This is a genomic window from Stenotrophomonas sp. Bg11-02 (assembly GCF_002836635.1).
In the GTDB taxonomy this organism is placed as follows: domain Bacteria; phylum Pseudomonadota; class Gammaproteobacteria; order Xanthomonadales; family Xanthomonadaceae; genus Stenotrophomonas; species Stenotrophomonas lacuserhaii.
In genome coordinates this window covers 16,035-31,828 of the sequence record NZ_PJAY01000050.1, presented here as the reverse complement: position 1 = coordinate 31,828, position 15,794 = coordinate 16,035, and the positions used below count along the sequence as shown (strand labels likewise).

The following is a 15,794-nucleotide window of genomic DNA, read 5'->3' as shown; positions in this document are numbered from 1 at the left end:
GTTCTCCGCTTACTGCGCGTCGGTGCCGGCCGGAGCCTGGGCGGGTGCGGCGGCGTCGGCTGACGCTGCGGCCGGGGTGGCGGCCTGCGGGGCGGCCGGCCTGGCCGGCTCGCTGCCCTTCTCGGTGGCCTGCACCGGCATGTCCGGCGCGATCTTCTGCAGCCCTTCGATGATCACCTTGTCGCCGGCCTGCAGGCCGTCTTCCACCAGCCACTTGTCACCCAGTGCGCGGCTCACCTTGACGGGGCGCACTTCTACCTTGCCGTCCTTGTTGACCACCATCGCGCTGGTATCGCCCTTGGCATCGCGGGCGATGCCCTGCATCGGCACCAGCACGGCACCATTGCGCACGCCGCCGCCGATCACCGCGCGCACGTACATGCCCGGCATCAGCACGCCTTCGGGGTTGGCCACCTTCACCCGCAGGCCGTAGCTGCCGGTGGTCGGATCCACGCTCACTTCGGAGAACTCCAGCGTGCCCTGCTGGTCGAAGGTGCTGCCGTCGTCCAGCAGGATGCTGACCGGCAGGGTCTGGTTGTCCTGCAGGCGCCCGGCAGCCAGTTCGCGGCGCAGCTGCAGCAGCTCGGCGGCGGACTGGGTCAGGTCCACGTAGATCGGGTCCAGCTGCTGCACGGTGGCCAGCGCTTCGGTCTGGGCGGCACTGACCAGCGCGCCCTGGGTAACCGATGACTTGCCGATGCGGCCGCTGATCGGCGCGGTGATGCGCGCGTAACCCAGCGTCACATTGGCCGCATCCAGCGAGGCCTTGGCAGCTCCTACATCGGCTTCGGCCTGCTTCTGCGCGGCGATCGCGTTTTCCAGGTCCTGCTTGCTGACCGCATCCACTTTGGCCAGTTCGGTGATGCGCGCCGCGCTCAGCTTGGAGGCATTGGCGGTGGCTTCGGCACGGGCCAGCTGGGCGCGCGCATTGTTGGATTGCGCGCGGTAGCTGGCATCGTCGATCTGGTACAGCGGCTGGCCTTCGGTCACCAGGCTGCCTTCGGTGAACAGGCGCTTGCCGACGATGCCGTTGACCTGCGGCCGCACTTCGGCGACCAGGAAGGCGGTGGTGCGGCCGGGCAGTTCGCGGGTCAGCGATACCGATTCGGCCTTCAGGGTGACCACGGTCACCTGGCCGGGGCCCTGCTGTTGGGGCTGGTCATCGCCACCGCCACAGGCGGCCACGGTCGCGGCGATGGCCAACGACAAGGCAAGGGGACGAATACGGGACAGGAGCATGGGGGAGGGTCTCGATGGCAGGAATTCGGTAGCGCCGAGCCATGCTCGGCGGCCGTGGGCCCACTGCGCTTCCAGGCGCAGCCGGGACCCTCGGCAATCATGGGCAGGAAATATACATACATGACTGTTTGTTTGTAAAGCGGTATGATCCGTTGATGTTTCGCGCAACTTCTGAGCAATGGCCCGAAAGACCAAAGAGGAAACCCAGGCGACCCGCGAAGGGATCCTCGACGCCGCCGAATCCTGTTTCCACGAGCACGGGGTAGCCCGCACCACGCTGGAGATGATCGGTGCGCGCGCCGGCTACACGCGCGGCGCGGTTTACTGGCACTTCAAGAACAAGATCGACGTGCTGGCTGCGGTGATCGAGCGCGTGCGCCTTCCCTTCATGCAGGAACTCGACCGCGCCGCCACCGAGTCACGCGACACCCCGGTGCTGGACCTGCGCTCGGTGATCCTGGGTTCGCTGATCGACCTGGCGCAGGACGAACGGCTGCGCAACACCATGGAGATCATGCTGCGCAGTGATTCATCGGCCGACAGCAAAGTGTTGGCCGACCTGCAGCAGGAAGGGTTCCGCGATGGGCTGGAGCGCATGGCGCGCGCCCTGCGCCGGGCCGCACAACTGGGCCAGCTCAAGCCCGGGGCGAACCCCGAAGTGGCCGCGCGGATGCTGCACGCCACGGTACTGGGCGTGCTGCACGGGGCGATGGTGGAACCGGAGCTGATGGACATCCGCCGCGATGGGATGCTGGCGCTGGACATGACGCTGGCGGCGTATGTCAAAGAAGGCGTATTCGAGGCGGGCAGCGCGCCGGCGCCGCTGTAGCGCTGACCGCGGCCGCGCGCGCGCCTCGGCGGGATCCAGCCTGCGAAGCCGCCTCCCCGCCCCTGCCCCGTCAGCTTGAGGGCACCGCGCAGTTGGCGCTGATCAGCTCACCGTTGTTGCCCGCAGGCACTGCGTAGTCGATCACACACTGCTGGCTTTCGTCGGTTCCCAGGCGCACTTTCAAGCGGCCCGCTTCTTCGATGCCGCGCACCCACAGGCGGCTGGCCTGGCCGACCACGCCCACCACCTCGCCTGCTTCGTTGTAGACATCGAACCCGAACGGCAACGCCCGTCCATCGGCTTGGAAGGCTTCGATCAACGCGCTGCGCCCGTTGCTGGTCGGGACCACCAGCTTGACCACCGCGCCGGCGGTGGGTACGCCGATGACGGACGTGGTCTTCAGCTCCACGTCCAACGGCAATCCCTTCGGATCCACCGTCACCTCATTGCGGCGGAACGGGGTCATGTACGGGACGACAGCGTACCCCTTCGCATTGGTCTTGACGCCCACGGTGCTGTCCAGCGCCGCACCTGCTGCGTCGGGTACCTGCACCAGCGCGATGGTGTCACCGAGCTGCTGGGCGAACACCACGCCATCGCCATGCAGCACGATGCCACCGGTCGCGCCCAGGCTGAGCCCACGGCTGCCGAAGCTCTGGTTGTAGCCTGCGTTGAGCATGGCCACCGATGTCTGGTAGCTGACGCCTGCGTCGTAGTTCGCGCCCGTACCGCTGTAGCGGCTGATCGATGCGTTGTAGCCGCCCTGGCGACGCTCGCCGAACGTGCCGGTGAGACCGGCACGCTCATCGTCACGGCCATCGCTGCTGCGGTTCACCGCAGTGACCAGGCGCGGCGCGCTGCTGCGCGAGCCCAGCGGCACGGTCACGTTCAGATGGAAACTGTTGCCTACGCGGCCCGCCCCGCCACCCAGACTGCGTTCCAGGCTGCGCTGCGCCGACAGGCTGTAGCTGGCAGGGCCAAGCCGGTCGGCGTAGCCCACCGAAAAGTTCGTGCGGCGCCGGTCCTGGCTCCAATAATCCACGCTGCTGGCGCTGGCATACAGCGACGCTGCACCTTCGCCCAGACGCTGGTTCAGGTTGATATCCAGCCGCGAGCGCTGGCGGGCGAACAGGCGCCCGCCTTCACCCTCGGCCATCTGTTGGCGCAGGCGCGCCGCATCGCCCAGCGACAGATATCCCTGGGTCGAGAAGCGGTACGCGGCCATCGACAGAGTGGTCCCGGTCGCCGGAATATCCTTGCTGAAAGCCAGCCGGTAGGACTGGCCCTGCATGCGCGAACCCGATGCCGGCAGCGCGCCGCGCAACTGCGTGCGAGCCACCGTGACATCACCGGAGAACGCACCGAGGCGGGTGTTCAGCGCGCCGCCGAGCAGGCCCGCAGCATAACCATCGCTGGCGGTGACCCCAGCAAAACCGGTGAAACGGTTGCTCATCCCCTTGCGCAGGGTGGCTTCCAGCAATGCCGGGTTATCGCGCAGCCACGCGTCGTCCAGCGTGCCCACGGTGACGTTGAAGCGATGCTGGCCGGCGCGCAGCAGCTGCGGCACGGAAGCGAACGGCACCACGAAATGCTGCACACGGCCATCATTCTCGATGACTTCCACGTCCAGGTCGCCGGCATAGGCGGTGCCGTACAGGTCATTGATCTCAAACGGACCGGCGGCGACGTTGGCCTGGTACAGCACCGCGTCGCGCTGGCGGATCACCACCCGTGCGTTGGTCTGTGCTACGCCGCGCACCGTGGGGGCATAGTCACGCTGCGACTGCGGCAGCATGCGCGGATCGGTCGCCACGCTGACGCCGCGGAAGCTGACCCCGTCGAACAGGTCACCGTTGGTGCTGGCTTCACCGATGGTCAGCTCGGTGCCCCAAGAGGCGATGGAACGCTGGGCGTAGCTGCGCCCAGCGCGGTACGACGTGCCTTGGCCGCTGGACTGCGACAGATACCCATCGTGGCGCACCCGCCAGGCTCCCAGGTTGACCCCGGCGTTGAGCATCGCGCTGGTCGACTGCCTTTGGTAGCCACGGCTCTGGATGCGCTGGTGGATGATGGAATAGCCCAGCGTCGCCGCATCGATGCCGTCATCCCACAGGTCCGGACTGACCCAGCCGCGCGGATCACGGGACAGGTACGCCTGCGGGATGCTGACCTCCAGCGTAAGTTCGCCGGCCTCGAAACGCATGCTGGCCTGTGGGATGAACGTGGAAAGGGGCTCGCAACTGACGGTGTCGGGCAACGGCTGGAGCTGGACCGGTTGGCCATCGCCATCGGTGGCGCTGCCCGGCTGTGGCAGCCGCGCCGGATCCACCCCGAGTACCTCCACCAGTTCCGGCGACAGGCATATGGCAGTCGAGCCGTTGTCCAGCGCGCGCAGCTCCACATCACGCCGCGCGACAACCACGCCATTGACCTTGATGTCGGCACTGTAGATGCCCGGCGCATCCTCGCCACTCTCGAACCGGCTCAGATCCAGCGCACTGGCCTGCGAACCCTGCAGGAACTGCGCGTTGAACTCCACGTTGGGCGCCGCCCACGCCATGGCAGGAAACAGGGCACCCACCACGGCAAAGGCCAGGCGGCACGGCTTCGGCGCTGACGATGTCGGGCTGCGGAACAGCATGGGCGGTCTCCAGGAAGGCATGCAGCGGCGACACCTGCCAGGGGCAGGCATCGTCGGGTGTGACATCGATCGGGGGGGGCGGAGCGGCGGCCGATGCGACGGATCAGTTGCCCGACAGCGGCACGGACTGGCCGATGCTGGCGCCGAAGTCGTTGATGTACTCGAACTGCACGTTGCCGCCACCTGGGCGTGCCCGCAGGCTTTCCAGCGCATAGCGTTGGGTGGACTGCGGCGCGATCATCTGCGGGTCGACCGCGGGGTAGTCGACGCCCTGCACGCGCAGGCCCAAGGCGCCGACATGCACGTAATAAGGCGTGGGATTGGACGCCTGCAGGGCCCAGCCCTTGCCCTCCGGCACCAGGCTCCACTGCAGCTTCTGCGGCGCCGTACCGGCGTCGTCCAGTCCGTTGGGGCGGTAGATCAGCTTGATGCGCGTGCGCAGGCTGAATTGCAGGTAGTTACCGGTGGCGATCTCGCCGTTCTGCGGTACCGGCGGGATATCCAGTACGTTGAGGTAATAGATGCTCTCGCGGTCCTGCGGCAGGTCACCGCCGGTAAACAGGATACGCAGCGACTGCGACTTGCCACCGTCCAGGCGGAACACCGGGGGGCGCAGCACGAACGGGGTGACGCTCTCTTCCGGCGCGGCCAGTTTGTCACCGGCATCGGTCCACGCCTGCACCAGCGCTGGCTTCTGTCCGACGTTTTCCACGCGCACGGTGATCTCGCGCTGGTTGCCCGGGAATATCTGACGGGTGCCGTGCACGATGACGCCCGCGTCGGCCGAAACACTGGCCAGCAGCGAGGCAACAGCTACACAGCAGAGGAGTCCGGTACGGATCAGGTTCATGACAGGTCACTCGTTACGGGCATGGCGCCCAGGGTGGCCAGGGCCCGAAGGCCCCGACCGGTATTGCGAAGGCTGTTCGATCAGTCGTAATCGATGGTGTAGCCGACGCTTGCGTTGACGTTGCCGGCGGTGGCAGCGCCCGTGGCGCGGTATTCGGCGGCGAAGTCGATCTGCTTGGTGGTCGACAGGTCGATTACCGCCGAACGCCACGGCTTGTCGAGGAGGATCGGGCGCGTTATTGGCATCGCGCAGGGCGACCTGCACTTCAGTCGCCGCATCATTGGTGGCTACATTGTTCAAATAGCCGTTGCTTTGCTTGGCGTCGTAGTTGGGGTTCAGTTCGATGGCTGCGCGGCCGCTGGTGCACTGGGCATCCGAACCGCCGATCACCAGCGAAACGTCCTGCCTGCCGGCCGTGTCACCGTCGTTGGCCAGCGCGGTGGTCGGCATGGTCGGCAGGGTCACGATCGGATCCTTGGCGGTGCCGCCGCTGCCCGGCCAGGTGATGTCGCAGGTGGTGGCCGTGATCTGGCCGTTGAAGGTGATCATGCCGCTCTGCGCCGAAGCAGAGAACGCGGCACCGATGGCCAGGGCGGCCGAGAGCGCGATAGCGAGCTTGTTCATGGAATCAGATCCTTGGTTGATCGGGTGGGAAAATCTGGTTGGCGGAATCCGGCGTGGGGTGGATGGGGGGCCGGCAGGACTGCTTGTCCTTGCCACCTAATCTAGTAACCGGGCCGCCGGGATTTAATAAGACGGGGATGAAAGCTGGGCCACGGCGACACGGGCAAGCCTGCAATGGCACCGCGTTACGCGGGGGCCCGCCATCAGACGGGTCTGAACAGCACCGCGTTCGCGGCATCTGATTGGCGAGGCGCGTAGCGCCCGGCTCGGCGGCTCAGGGATAGTTGAGGGTGTAGCGCAGCGGGGCCTGGAAAGTGCCGGGTACGGCATCCTGGCTGTCGGCGTAGTACTCGGCATAGAAAGTGAACTCGGCGCCGCCAGCGTCTGCGGCAACCGGCCTCAGCACGACGCCACCGGTCAGGTCGATCCGCGCACCCTGCGCATCGCGCAGGGCCACCACGGCGTTGGTACCGCCGCCCACGCCGATCCCCGTACTGCGCAGTCGCCCGTTGAGCAGGTTCGCCGAACGGTCGGTGTTCAGCGCAATCGCCAGGCGATTGCTCGAACAGACCGGGTCAGCGCCACTGATCCGTACGACGATCGGGGTGCGTCCCCTGCTCTGTCCTGACAGCAGCGAGTTCGACGCGATCGTCGGCAGGGTTACGGTCGCGTTATTGCCGATCACACCATTGAAGGAGACTTCGCAGGTCACGGTCGAGACCGCTCCGTTGAAAGTGATGTCGCCACTCTGGGCCTGCGCCGTGGCGGTCGCGCCGAGCAGGATGAGCGCCAACGTGGAAGGCAAGCGCATTGATGCAGTTTGCATGGAAGGTGCTCCTCGTTTCGTCCAATGACCATTCACACCCGGGAACGGGCTGTCGCCGGGAAGACCATCGTCGAGGAGCGCAACCGCAAACAGACTAGGACGCGACGGAAGGCGCAGCGTCTGCGGCAGTTGTTCTGGATGCGATCACAGCATCAGTGTGAGCAGGCGCACGTGCAGGCGCGAATCGACCGCGACGTCGGGCACCAAAGGTTCCGGCCGCGTCAGGGCGAGCGCCGGTAGCGCCGACCCATGGCCGGCGAGCGCAGCGGGCGGTGGCGCATGGCCGCCACGCCGGCAAAAGCAAAGGCCGCCTTTCGGCGGCCTTGCGGTATCAGAGAATGTAGCGGCTCAGATCAGGATCCTTGACCAGCTCACCCAGATGCTTGTCCACGTACGCGGTGTCGATGGCCATCGTCTCACCATCACGATCCGGCGCTTCATAGCTCAATGAATCCAGCAGGCGCTCCAACACGGTATGCAGTCGACGGGCGCCGATGTTCTCCTGCCGTTCGTTCACCAGGAACGCAATCTCGGCCAGCCGGTCGATGGCATCTTCATTGAAGCTGATCTTGACACCTTCCGTCAGCAACAGCGCTTCGTACTGCTTGGTCAACGCTGCCTTCGGTTCAGTCAGGATGCGTACGAAATCAGCCTTGGTCAGGGCCCCCAGTTCCACGCGGATCGGGAAGCGGCCCTGCAGCTCGGGGATCAGGTCACTGGGCTTGGCAAGATGGAAGGCACCGGAAGCGATGAACAGGATGTGGTCGGTCTTGACCGTGCCGTACTTGGTGGACACGTTGGATCCTTCCACCAGCGGCAGCAGGTCGCGCTGTACGCCCTCGCGGGAGACATCCCCGCCACCCACGTTGTCACCGCGCTTGGCGACCTTGTCGATCTCGTCGATGAACACGATGCCATGCTGTTCGCAGGCTTCGATCGCCGCAGTGCGCACCTCATCTTCGTTGACCAGCTTGGCGGCTTCTTCTTCCTGCAACAGCGGACGCGCCGCCTTGATGGTGAGCGTGCGCTTGTTCGATTTGGCGCCGCCCAGGTTGGCGAACATCGACTTCAGCTGCTGGCCCATCTCCTCCATGCCCGGCGGGGTCATGATATCCATGCTGACGTTGGCGGCGATCTCCAGTTCGATCTCGCGGTCGTCCAGCTCACCGTTGCGCAGCATGCGGCGGAACTTGATGCGGGTTTCATTGTCCTGCGAAGACGGTTCGTTGCGCGCCGCTTCCGGATCAAAGCCGATGCCACCGCTGCGACGTGGCAGCAACGCATCCAGGATACGGTCTTCGGCGCGTTCTTCGGCCTGCGTGCGCACGCGCACCTTGGCCTGTTCGCGGTACAGCTTGACCGCAGTGTCGGCCAGGTCGCGGATGATCTGCTCCACGTCCTTGCCCACGTAGCCCACCTCGGTGAAGCGCGTGGCTTCCACCTTGACGAATGGCGCGTTGGCCAACGTCGCCAGGCGGCGGGCGATCTCGGTCTTGCCGACGCCGGTCGGACCGATCATCAGGATGTTCTTCGGCATCACTTCATCGCGCAGCTCGGCCGGCAACTGCATGCGGCGCCAGCGGTTTCGCAGCGCGATGGCCACCGCGCGCTTGGCATCGTGCTGGCCGACGATATGGCGGTCCAGTTCCTGCACGATCTCGCGCGGGGTCATGGAAGCGGAGGTGTTCTCGAATTTGTTGGGCATGGGGTGCTCACGAATGAGGATGGCCGACTGGCGTCGGCACTAGCAGAACGATGGCCGACCAGGGTCAGCACTACCGGTGCGGTCAGAGCTCTTCGACCACCACGTTGCGGTTGGTGTAGATGCAGATGTCGCCTGCGATGCCGATGGCTTCACTGGCGATGGTGCGTGCGTCCAGTTCGGTATGCGCCATCAATGCGCGCGCAGCGGACAACGCATACGATCCGCCGGAACCGATGGCGATGATGCCGTCTTCCGGCTCGATCACATCGCCGGTGCCGCTGATGATCAGCGAGGTTTCCCGGTCGGCCACGGCCAGCAGCGCTTCGAGCTTGCCCAGCCTGCGTTCGGTGCGCCAGTCCTTGGCCAGCTCGACGGCGGCCCGCTGCAGCTGGCCATGCTTTTCAAGCTTGGCCTCGAACAGTTCGAACAGGGTGAAGGCATCCGCCGCTGCACCGGCGAACCCGGCCAGCACCTGGCTGTCACGGCCCAGCCGGCGCACCTTGCGTGCATTGCCCTTCATCACCGTGTGGCCGAGGGTGACCTGGCCGTCGCCGGCGATGGCCACATGCTCGTCGCGGCGGACGCAGACGATGGTGGTGGCGTGGAAAACTGTGGGGTTCTGGCTGGGGTCCATGTGGCCTCCGGTAAGCTGTGCGAAGGACATGGGGCCAGCGCCGGCCGCCATCAAGCGGCTACGGTAGGAAGCCGTTCATCCGGCTGCCCGCTGTCCCACCCTGGGCTCAGTCATACACCAGGACGTACTCCACCTGTGCCGTCACCGTGCCCGGCTGCGCCACTGCCGTGGCGTGGTAGGTAGCCCACCAGCTGAGCACGCCCATTCCGTTTTCATCGATGGGTATGGGCAGCGAGTTCGCGTTGGTGATCAACTGCACGTCCTGGAACGCGGCGTTGAGCACCACCACGTCCACGTTGCGGGCGGTGCCCTGGTTGCTCAGCCGGCCCGCCTCGTTGCTGTGCCCTACGCTGCGGAACATCGCACGCACGCTGGCCTGCTGGCACGGGTGCTCGCCGCTGCCGACGATCAGATGGAAGGGAATCGTCGTCCCGCGTCGCCCGGCCCGGTTCAACAGCGCCTGGCGTGTGGAAGGCAGGCGGACCACCATGTCCGGGCCGGTGCTGGGGACATCGCTGATCCCTTCGACAACGCAGGTCGTGGCAATCACCCGGCCGGTGAGCGAGACGGCTCCGTCCTGCCCCGCCGCTCCCGTTGCCAGGGCGCTCATCGCCAATCCCAACGCCACCTTGATCATCCGCACGAACCTGTCTCCCGATGCCTGTTGCACGTCGCCCAACTGCTTTACCCAGACCGGACGAGTGATGGCCGGCAAGCATCTGGTTTTCGAAGCGCAGGGTGCATAAGACGCGACTGAGGCAGCGCGATGTCCAGACAGATGCACCTCATCCAGCCATCATTGGACGCGTCTGCCACGATGCGACGTCCCTGCTGCTGCGGGGAGGCGTGGCCTGGCAGTCGGCATCCGGCTGGACGCGTCGCGTCAGCCCGGCGCGTCGTCCTCGGAGGATCCGGCGGCAGGCGTGCTGCCACGCTGTCGCTTTGCCCGCGGATGCGCCGCGTCGTACACCTTGGCCAGGTGCTGGAAGTCCAGGTGGGTGTAGATCTGCGTGGTTGCGATGTCGGCGTGCCCCAGCAGTTCCTGCACACCGCGCAGGTCGCCGGAAGATTCCAGGATGTGGCTTGCGAAACTGTGCCGCAGCATGTGCGGGTGCACGTGCTTGAACAGGCCCTGGCGCTGCGCCAGCTGCTTGATGCGTACCTGCACGGCACGCTGGCTGATGGCACCATTGCGGCCAGGGAAAACAGGCGCTGCGGGGGCAGCGTTGGTTTCTGCACGCCATGCTTCCAGCGCCTCGCGCGCGGGGCGCCCGAACGGTACCCGGCGCTGCCGGTTGCCCTTGCCCAGCACGTTGACCAGGCCGCTGGCGAAATCCAGGTCGCGCCAGGTCAGTGCGCACAGTTCGCTCAGGCGCAGGCCGGAGGAATAGAACAGTTCCAGCAGCGCGCGGTCGCGCCTTCCCAGTTCACCATCAGGAGGCAGTTCGACCAGACGCACGGCCTCGTCGGCGTCGAGCACCTGCGGCAGGCGCCGTGGTGCACGTGGGGCCTTCAGTCCAAGCGTCGGATCGACCTGCAGCCGGCCATGCTTGAGCTGCCACGCGTAATACCCCCGGCAGGCGGACAGGCGCCGCTGCAGGCTCTTGGCCGACAACCCCCGACGATGTTCATCGGCGACGAAGCCGCGCAACTGCTCGCCGTCCAGCGCATCCACGCTGCAGTCGCGCGCCTCGGCCCAGCGCTGCAGCGCGTCCAGGTCACGCCGGTAGGCATCCAGCGTGTGCGCCGACATGCGGCGCTCGACCGTCATGTACTGCAGGAATGCCGGCACCGCATCGTTCACGGCGATCAGCCGAACCGCTTCAAGGCCACGACCAGCGATTCGCCCATCATGCGCAGGAACAGCGTGCCCATGCCCGGGTAGAACCGGTTGGGATCGTGGCTGCCCACGGCGATCAGGCCGACGCCGGGAAGCGGTAACAGCGCCGTGGTCTGGATCTCCTCGGCACGTGCGCCATACAGCACCGCATTCTTCTCCGGCTGCAGGCGGCCGCAGATCGGCTCGCCGTCTTTCAGGCAATCGCGGAACGGGCCCAGCAGCGGGCTGTCGGCTGCCAGCACCTGCAGCCACGGCGCCTGCTCCAGGCCGGGCACCGGCACGTGCACGACCAGCCGCACCAGGTCGCCATCGAAATCTTCTTCCAGCGTCGCGGCCATCGCGCGCAGCGTATCGGCTGAGCTGTCCTGCTTCATCAACGCCAGGGTCAGCTGGTGGGTGCGCACGGCCAGCCGCTCGTTCACCTGCGCGGTGTGGCCCAGGTCCGCCAGCCGACGCGACAGCTCGCGGTTCTTGTCGCGCAGCACGTCCAGCTGATAGCTGGCCAGCGACGCGGTGGGGCCGTCATCGCGCGGCACCACCAGGGTCAGGGCAAGGTCCGGGAACTGTTTCAGGAAGCCCGGATGCCGCCGCAACCAGGCGGCAACCTCGTGGCCGGCGAGCTTTTCCGTACTGTCACTCATGCATTCCACTCCCCTTCGAAGACGAATGCGCTGGGTCCGGACATCAGCACCGGCTGGCCTTCACCGGCCCACTGGATGCGCAGCTCGCCACCTGGCAGGCTGATCCTTGCATCGGGGCCCAGGCGACCACGCCGCATCAGCGAAACCGCCGCCGCGCAGGCACCGCTGCCACAGGCCAGGGTCTCGCCGACACCACGTTCGTACACCCGCAGGCGCGCATGGTCGTGCTCCAGCACCTGGGCAAAGCCCACGTTGACCGATTCCGGGAACGAGGCATGCTGCTGCAGCGAGGCGCCCAGGCGCTCCACCGGTGCGGCATCGACCAGGCCGACTTCGATCACGGCATGCGGATTGCCCATCGACACCGCCCCGAAGCGGACGGTCTCGCCCTGGAGGGGCAGCAGGTATTCATCGCGCGGGCGGGCGAAGCCGATCAGCGGAATCTGCGCCGGTTCAAACACCGGCACGCCCATTTCCACTGAAAAACGATCCTGGCCCAGCGTACGCACCGTATGCGTGGCCAGCGGGCTGTCGATGGCGAACTCACTGTCCGCGGTATCGCCATTGCGGACCAGCCAGGCGGCCACGCAGCGTGCGCCGTTGCCGCACTGCTGAGAGCTGCTGCCGTCCGAATTCCAGATCCGGTAGGACGCCACCGACGTGGGCGCCCGCGGTGGCTCGATGGTGATGATCTGGTCGCAGCCGACGCCGGTATGCCGGTCGGCCAGCCGCGCGGCCAGCTGCGGCGAAGGCGGCGCGGTGCCGTCGCGCAGGTCGATCATGACGAAATCATTGCCTGCGCCGTGCATCTTGCTGAAACGCAGTGGGGTGCCGTGCGGATGTTGACGGCCAGCGGCCGCCGCTACCGCATCCTGTGCTGCCTCACTCATTGTTGTCGCCGGCGCCATCGTCGATCTGCGGCGTCACCGGGTCCGGAACGGTGCTGGGATTGCCCGCATCGGTGTCCTGGGTGGCAGGCGGGGTGGCTTGCTCCTGCGTGGCATCATCGGCGGCGGGCACGTCGACCGGCTCGGCGACTTCTTCCACCGGCACCGGCTTCTGCGGCATTACCAGCGGACCCTTGTTGCCACAGGCGCTGAGGAACAGCAGCGCGGACGCTGCCAGCGGAATCAGGATGAGGGTTCGGCGGGGATTGTTCATGCCCCGAGTGTAGCGCCGAGCCCTGCCCTTCGTCGCCCACCGCGCCCGCCCCGCAGCGGTTGGATTCACGCTCCAGCAGGGGGTAGCGGACGCATCCACAACCACCCGCACACCACCATCATGCTGCCGATGGAGAACCCCTTGACCCAGGCCACCGGCACGCACCAGAGCATGATGCCGGCACAGACCGCCATGGTCAGCGTGGCCATCCATTTGCCGCGGCGGCTGACCGCCCCGTGCGCCTGCCAGTTGCGGATCGCCGGGCCGAATCGCGGGTGGCCGAGCAGCCAGCCGTGCAGCCGTTCGGAACCGCGCGACGCCGCCCAGGCCGAAATCAGGATGAACACGGTAGTGGGCAGGCCCGGCACGAAGATCCCGACGATGCCGGTGCCCAGGCTGGCATAGGCCAGCAACCACCACGCCCATTTGAAACGCGCCCGGCGCGCAGGCGCCGGGGCGTCATGATCAGCAGGACGGTCAGGCGTGTTCATGCCACCAAGGATACGGTAGTGACAGCCGCTGGTTGGGTGGGTGACGACCGTTGGTCGTCATGCTCTTCGGCCCGGCACAGTGACGACCAACGGTCGTCACCCACCAGCGGCCGTCACGACCGTGCAATCAGGGGCCCGGAACGCCCAGCTGGTCCAGCACGAACGCATACGATTCGGCCAGTTCCTGGTAACGCTGGAAGCGCCCGGACTTGCCACCGTGGCCGGCTTCCATGTTGGTGCGGAACACGATCGGATGGGTACCGGTATTGTCATCGCGCAGCTTGGCCACCCACTTTGCCGGCTCCCAGTACTGCACCTGCGAATCCCACAGGCCGGTGCCCACGAACAGCGCCGGGTAGGCCTGCCTGGCCACGTTGTCGTACGGTGAGTACTTCAGCATGTAGTCGTAGAACGGCTTCTGCTCCGGGTTGCCCCACTCGTCGTACTCGTTGGTGGTCAGCGGGATGGTCGGGTCGAGCATGGTGGTCACCACGTCGACGAACGGCACCTGGGCGACCATCACCCGGTAGTCCTGCGGCGCCTGGTTGGCCACCGCGCCCATCAGCAGGCCACCGGCGCTGCCACCGGAGGCGGCCACGCGGTCCTTGGCCGCCCAGCCCTGCTGCACCAGACCACGGGTGACGTCGATGAAGTCGTTGAAGGTGTTCTGTTTGTTCAGCAGCTTGCCGTCTTCGTACCAGTCGCGCCCCATCTCCTGGCCACCACGGATGTGCGCGATGGCATACACCACGCCACGGTCGAGCAGGCTCACCGCGGTCTGGTTGAAATAGGGGTCCATCGACATGCCGTAGCTGCCGTAGGCGTACTGGAACAACGCGGCGGTCCCGTCCTTCTTGAAGCCCTTGCGGTACACCAGGGAGACCGGCACCTTCACGCCGTCGCGCGCGGTGATCCACACACGGTCGGTTTCATACTTCGACGCGTCATAGCCGATCACCGGCTGCTGCTTCAGTTGGCGGCGCTCGCCGCTCTGCGTGTTGATCTCGAACACCGTGGTCGGGGTGGTCATCGAGGTGTACGCGTAGCGCAGCCACGGCGTATCGGCTTCGGTGTTGTCGTCCAGGCCCATCGAATACGCCGGCTCATCGGCCTTCACGTAATCGGTGCGACCGTCCTTGAACAGCAGGCGGATGCGCTCCAGGCCTTCGGAACGTTCGGCAATGGCGGTGAACGCATCGAACAGTTCGAAGCCTTCGATGTACACCGCCGGGTCGTGCGCGATCCAGTCCTTCCACTGCGCACGCGAGGTCGCGTCGGTCGGCGCGGTGACCAGCTTGAAGTTCTTGGCCCCGTCGTTGGTACGGATCACCCAGCGACCATCGAAGTGGTCCGCATCGTATTCCACTTCGCGGTGGCGCGGCGCCAGCACGGTGAAGGTGGTCGGATCGCTGGCCGGCGCATAGCGCTCTTCGGAGGTCACCGTGCTGTGCAGGCCGATGGTGATGAAGCGGTCGTCGCGGGTGCGGCCGATGCCCATGTAGAAGCTGTCGTCCTGCTCTTCGTACACCACCACGTCGCTGCTGGCCGGCGTGCCCAGCACGTGCTTCTTCACCCGCACCGTCAGCAGGGTTTCCGGATCGTTCTCCACGTACAGCACGGTGCGGTTGTCATCGGCCCACACCAGGTTGCCGGACGAACCGGTGATGGTGTCCGGCAGCACCTCACCGGTGCGCAGGTCCTTGAAGCGGATGACGTACTGGCGACGGCCCACGTCATCGTCGGCCCAGGCCAGCAGCTGGTTGTCCTGGCTGACCTCCATCGTGCCGACGCTGAAGTAGCCCTTGCCGGCCGCCATCTGGTTGACATCCAGCAGGATCTCTTCGGCCGCCTGCATGTCGCCCTTGCGGCGCGCATGGATGGGATAGTCCTGGCCGGTCTCGAAACGGCTGTAGTACCAGTAGCCGCGCTCCCGCGCCGGTACGCTGGAATCGTCCTGCTTGATGCGCGCGACGATCTCCTTGTACAGGGTCTCCTGCAGCGGCTTCAGCGGCGCCACCACCTGGTCGGTGTAGGCGTTCTCGGCCTGCAGGTAGGCCAGCATCGCCTTGTCTTCGCGCTTGTCGTCGCGCATCCAGTAATAGTCGTCGTTGCGGCTGGCACCGAACGGGGCCTTGACCACGTGCGGGCGCTTTTCGGCGTCCGGCGCGACGGGCGGGGGGGCGGCGTGGGTGGTGGTGGTCATCAGGCTCGCAAGCAACAGGCAGAGGGTGGACTTCACGAAGTAAGGCTCCTGGGACGGGATTGCAACGGCTTCCTTGAACCGCCAGTCTGGGCGTACGCGTGGCGGTGGAC

The 15,794-nt window shown here is 66.4% G+C and carries 15 protein-coding genes; 1 reads left to right on the top strand and 14 read right to left on the bottom strand.

Going from position 1 to position 15,794, the window contains the following annotated elements; translation table 11 throughout:
* Positions 1–9: 9 nt before the first annotated feature.
* Positions 10–1,239: a multidrug efflux RND transporter periplasmic adaptor subunit SmeD gene (gene smeD, locus CXG43_RS04730; protein WP_101098898.1), complete on the bottom strand. Its 1,230-nt coding sequence runs from the start codon at positions 1,237–1,239 to the stop codon at positions 10–12.
* A 178-nt stretch (positions 1,240–1,417) separates the two neighbouring features.
* Here smeD and CXG43_RS04725 point away from each other — a divergent pair, with 178 nt between their 5' ends.
* Positions 1,418–2,068, top strand: coding sequence for a TetR family transcriptional regulator (locus CXG43_RS04725; protein WP_101098897.1), 651 nt, complete (start codon positions 1,418–1,420; stop codon positions 2,066–2,068).
* A gap of 70 nt (positions 2,069–2,138) precedes the next feature.
* Here the strand turns inward: CXG43_RS04725 and CXG43_RS04720 are convergent, their stop codons facing one another.
* From CXG43_RS04720 to CXG43_RS04655, 13 genes are all read right to left on the bottom strand, one after another.
* Positions 2,139–4,709 (bottom strand): fimbria/pilus outer membrane usher protein, encoded by a 2,571-nt coding sequence (locus tag CXG43_RS04720; RefSeq protein ID WP_101098896.1) that lies wholly within the window; start codon positions 4,707–4,709, stop codon positions 2,139–2,141.
* A gap of 103 nt (positions 4,710–4,812) precedes the next feature.
* A complete protein-coding gene (locus CXG43_RS04715; RefSeq protein ID WP_101098895.1) occupies positions 4,813–5,559 on the bottom strand; it encodes a fimbria/pilus periplasmic chaperone in 747 nt (248 codons plus the stop codon).
* 6 nt (positions 5,560–5,565) lie between these two features.
* Positions 5,566–6,183: a fimbrial protein gene (locus CXG43_RS04710; protein WP_101098894.1), complete on the bottom strand. Its 618-nt coding sequence runs from the start codon at positions 6,181–6,183 to the stop codon at positions 5,566–5,568.
* A 274-nt stretch (positions 6,184–6,457) separates the two neighbouring features.
* Complete coding sequence (locus tag CXG43_RS04705) at positions 6,458–7,009, bottom strand: fimbrial protein (RefSeq protein WP_101098893.1); 552 nt, start codon at positions 7,007–7,009, stop codon at positions 6,458–6,460.
* A 331-nt stretch (positions 7,010–7,340) separates the two neighbouring features.
* Positions 7,341–8,714, bottom strand: coding sequence for an ATP-dependent protease ATPase subunit HslU (gene hslU, locus CXG43_RS04695; RefSeq protein ID WP_101098891.1), 1,374 nt, complete (start codon positions 8,712–8,714; stop codon positions 7,341–7,343).
* Between the two features lie 82 nt (positions 8,715–8,796).
* The gene (gene hslV, locus CXG43_RS04690) at positions 8,797–9,348 is read right to left on the bottom strand and encodes an ATP-dependent protease subunit HslV (RefSeq protein ID WP_101099030.1); all 552 of its coding nucleotides are present in this window, start codon (positions 9,346–9,348) and stop codon (positions 8,797–8,799) included.
* 106 nt (positions 9,349–9,454) lie between these two features.
* On the bottom strand, positions 9,455–9,985 hold the full coding sequence (locus tag CXG43_RS04685; RefSeq protein ID WP_101098890.1) for a fimbrial protein: 531 nt from the start codon (positions 9,983–9,985) through the stop codon (positions 9,455–9,457).
* 246 nt (positions 9,986–10,231) lie between these two features.
* The gene (xerC, locus tag CXG43_RS04680; RefSeq protein ID WP_269801227.1) at positions 10,232–11,152 is read right to left on the bottom strand and encodes a tyrosine recombinase XerC; all 921 of its coding nucleotides are present in this window, start codon (positions 11,150–11,152) and stop codon (positions 10,232–10,234) included.
* Between the two features lie 5 nt (positions 11,153–11,157).
* The gene (locus tag CXG43_RS04675; RefSeq protein WP_101098889.1) at positions 11,158–11,829 is read right to left on the bottom strand and encodes a DUF484 family protein; all 672 of its coding nucleotides are present in this window, start codon (positions 11,827–11,829) and stop codon (positions 11,158–11,160) included.
* A complete protein-coding gene (dapF, locus tag CXG43_RS04670) occupies positions 11,826–12,638 on the bottom strand; it encodes a diaminopimelate epimerase (RefSeq protein WP_101099028.1) in 813 nt (270 codons plus the stop codon). The genes CXG43_RS04675 and dapF overlap by 4 nt, the downstream gene beginning before the upstream one ends.
* A gap of 73 nt (positions 12,639–12,711) precedes the next feature.
* On the bottom strand, positions 12,712–12,990 hold the full coding sequence (locus CXG43_RS04665) for a lipoprotein (RefSeq protein ID WP_101098888.1): 279 nt from the start codon (positions 12,988–12,990) through the stop codon (positions 12,712–12,714).
* Between the two features lie 65 nt (positions 12,991–13,055).
* Entirely contained in the window at positions 13,056–13,481 is a 426-nt protein-coding gene (locus CXG43_RS04660; RefSeq protein ID WP_101098887.1) for a YbaN family protein, read from the bottom strand.
* A gap of 127 nt (positions 13,482–13,608) precedes the next feature.
* Entirely contained in the window at positions 13,609–15,720 is a 2,112-nt protein-coding gene (locus CXG43_RS04655; RefSeq protein ID WP_101098886.1) for a S9 family peptidase, read from the bottom strand.
* Between the last annotated feature and the right edge of the window lie 74 nt (positions 15,721–15,794).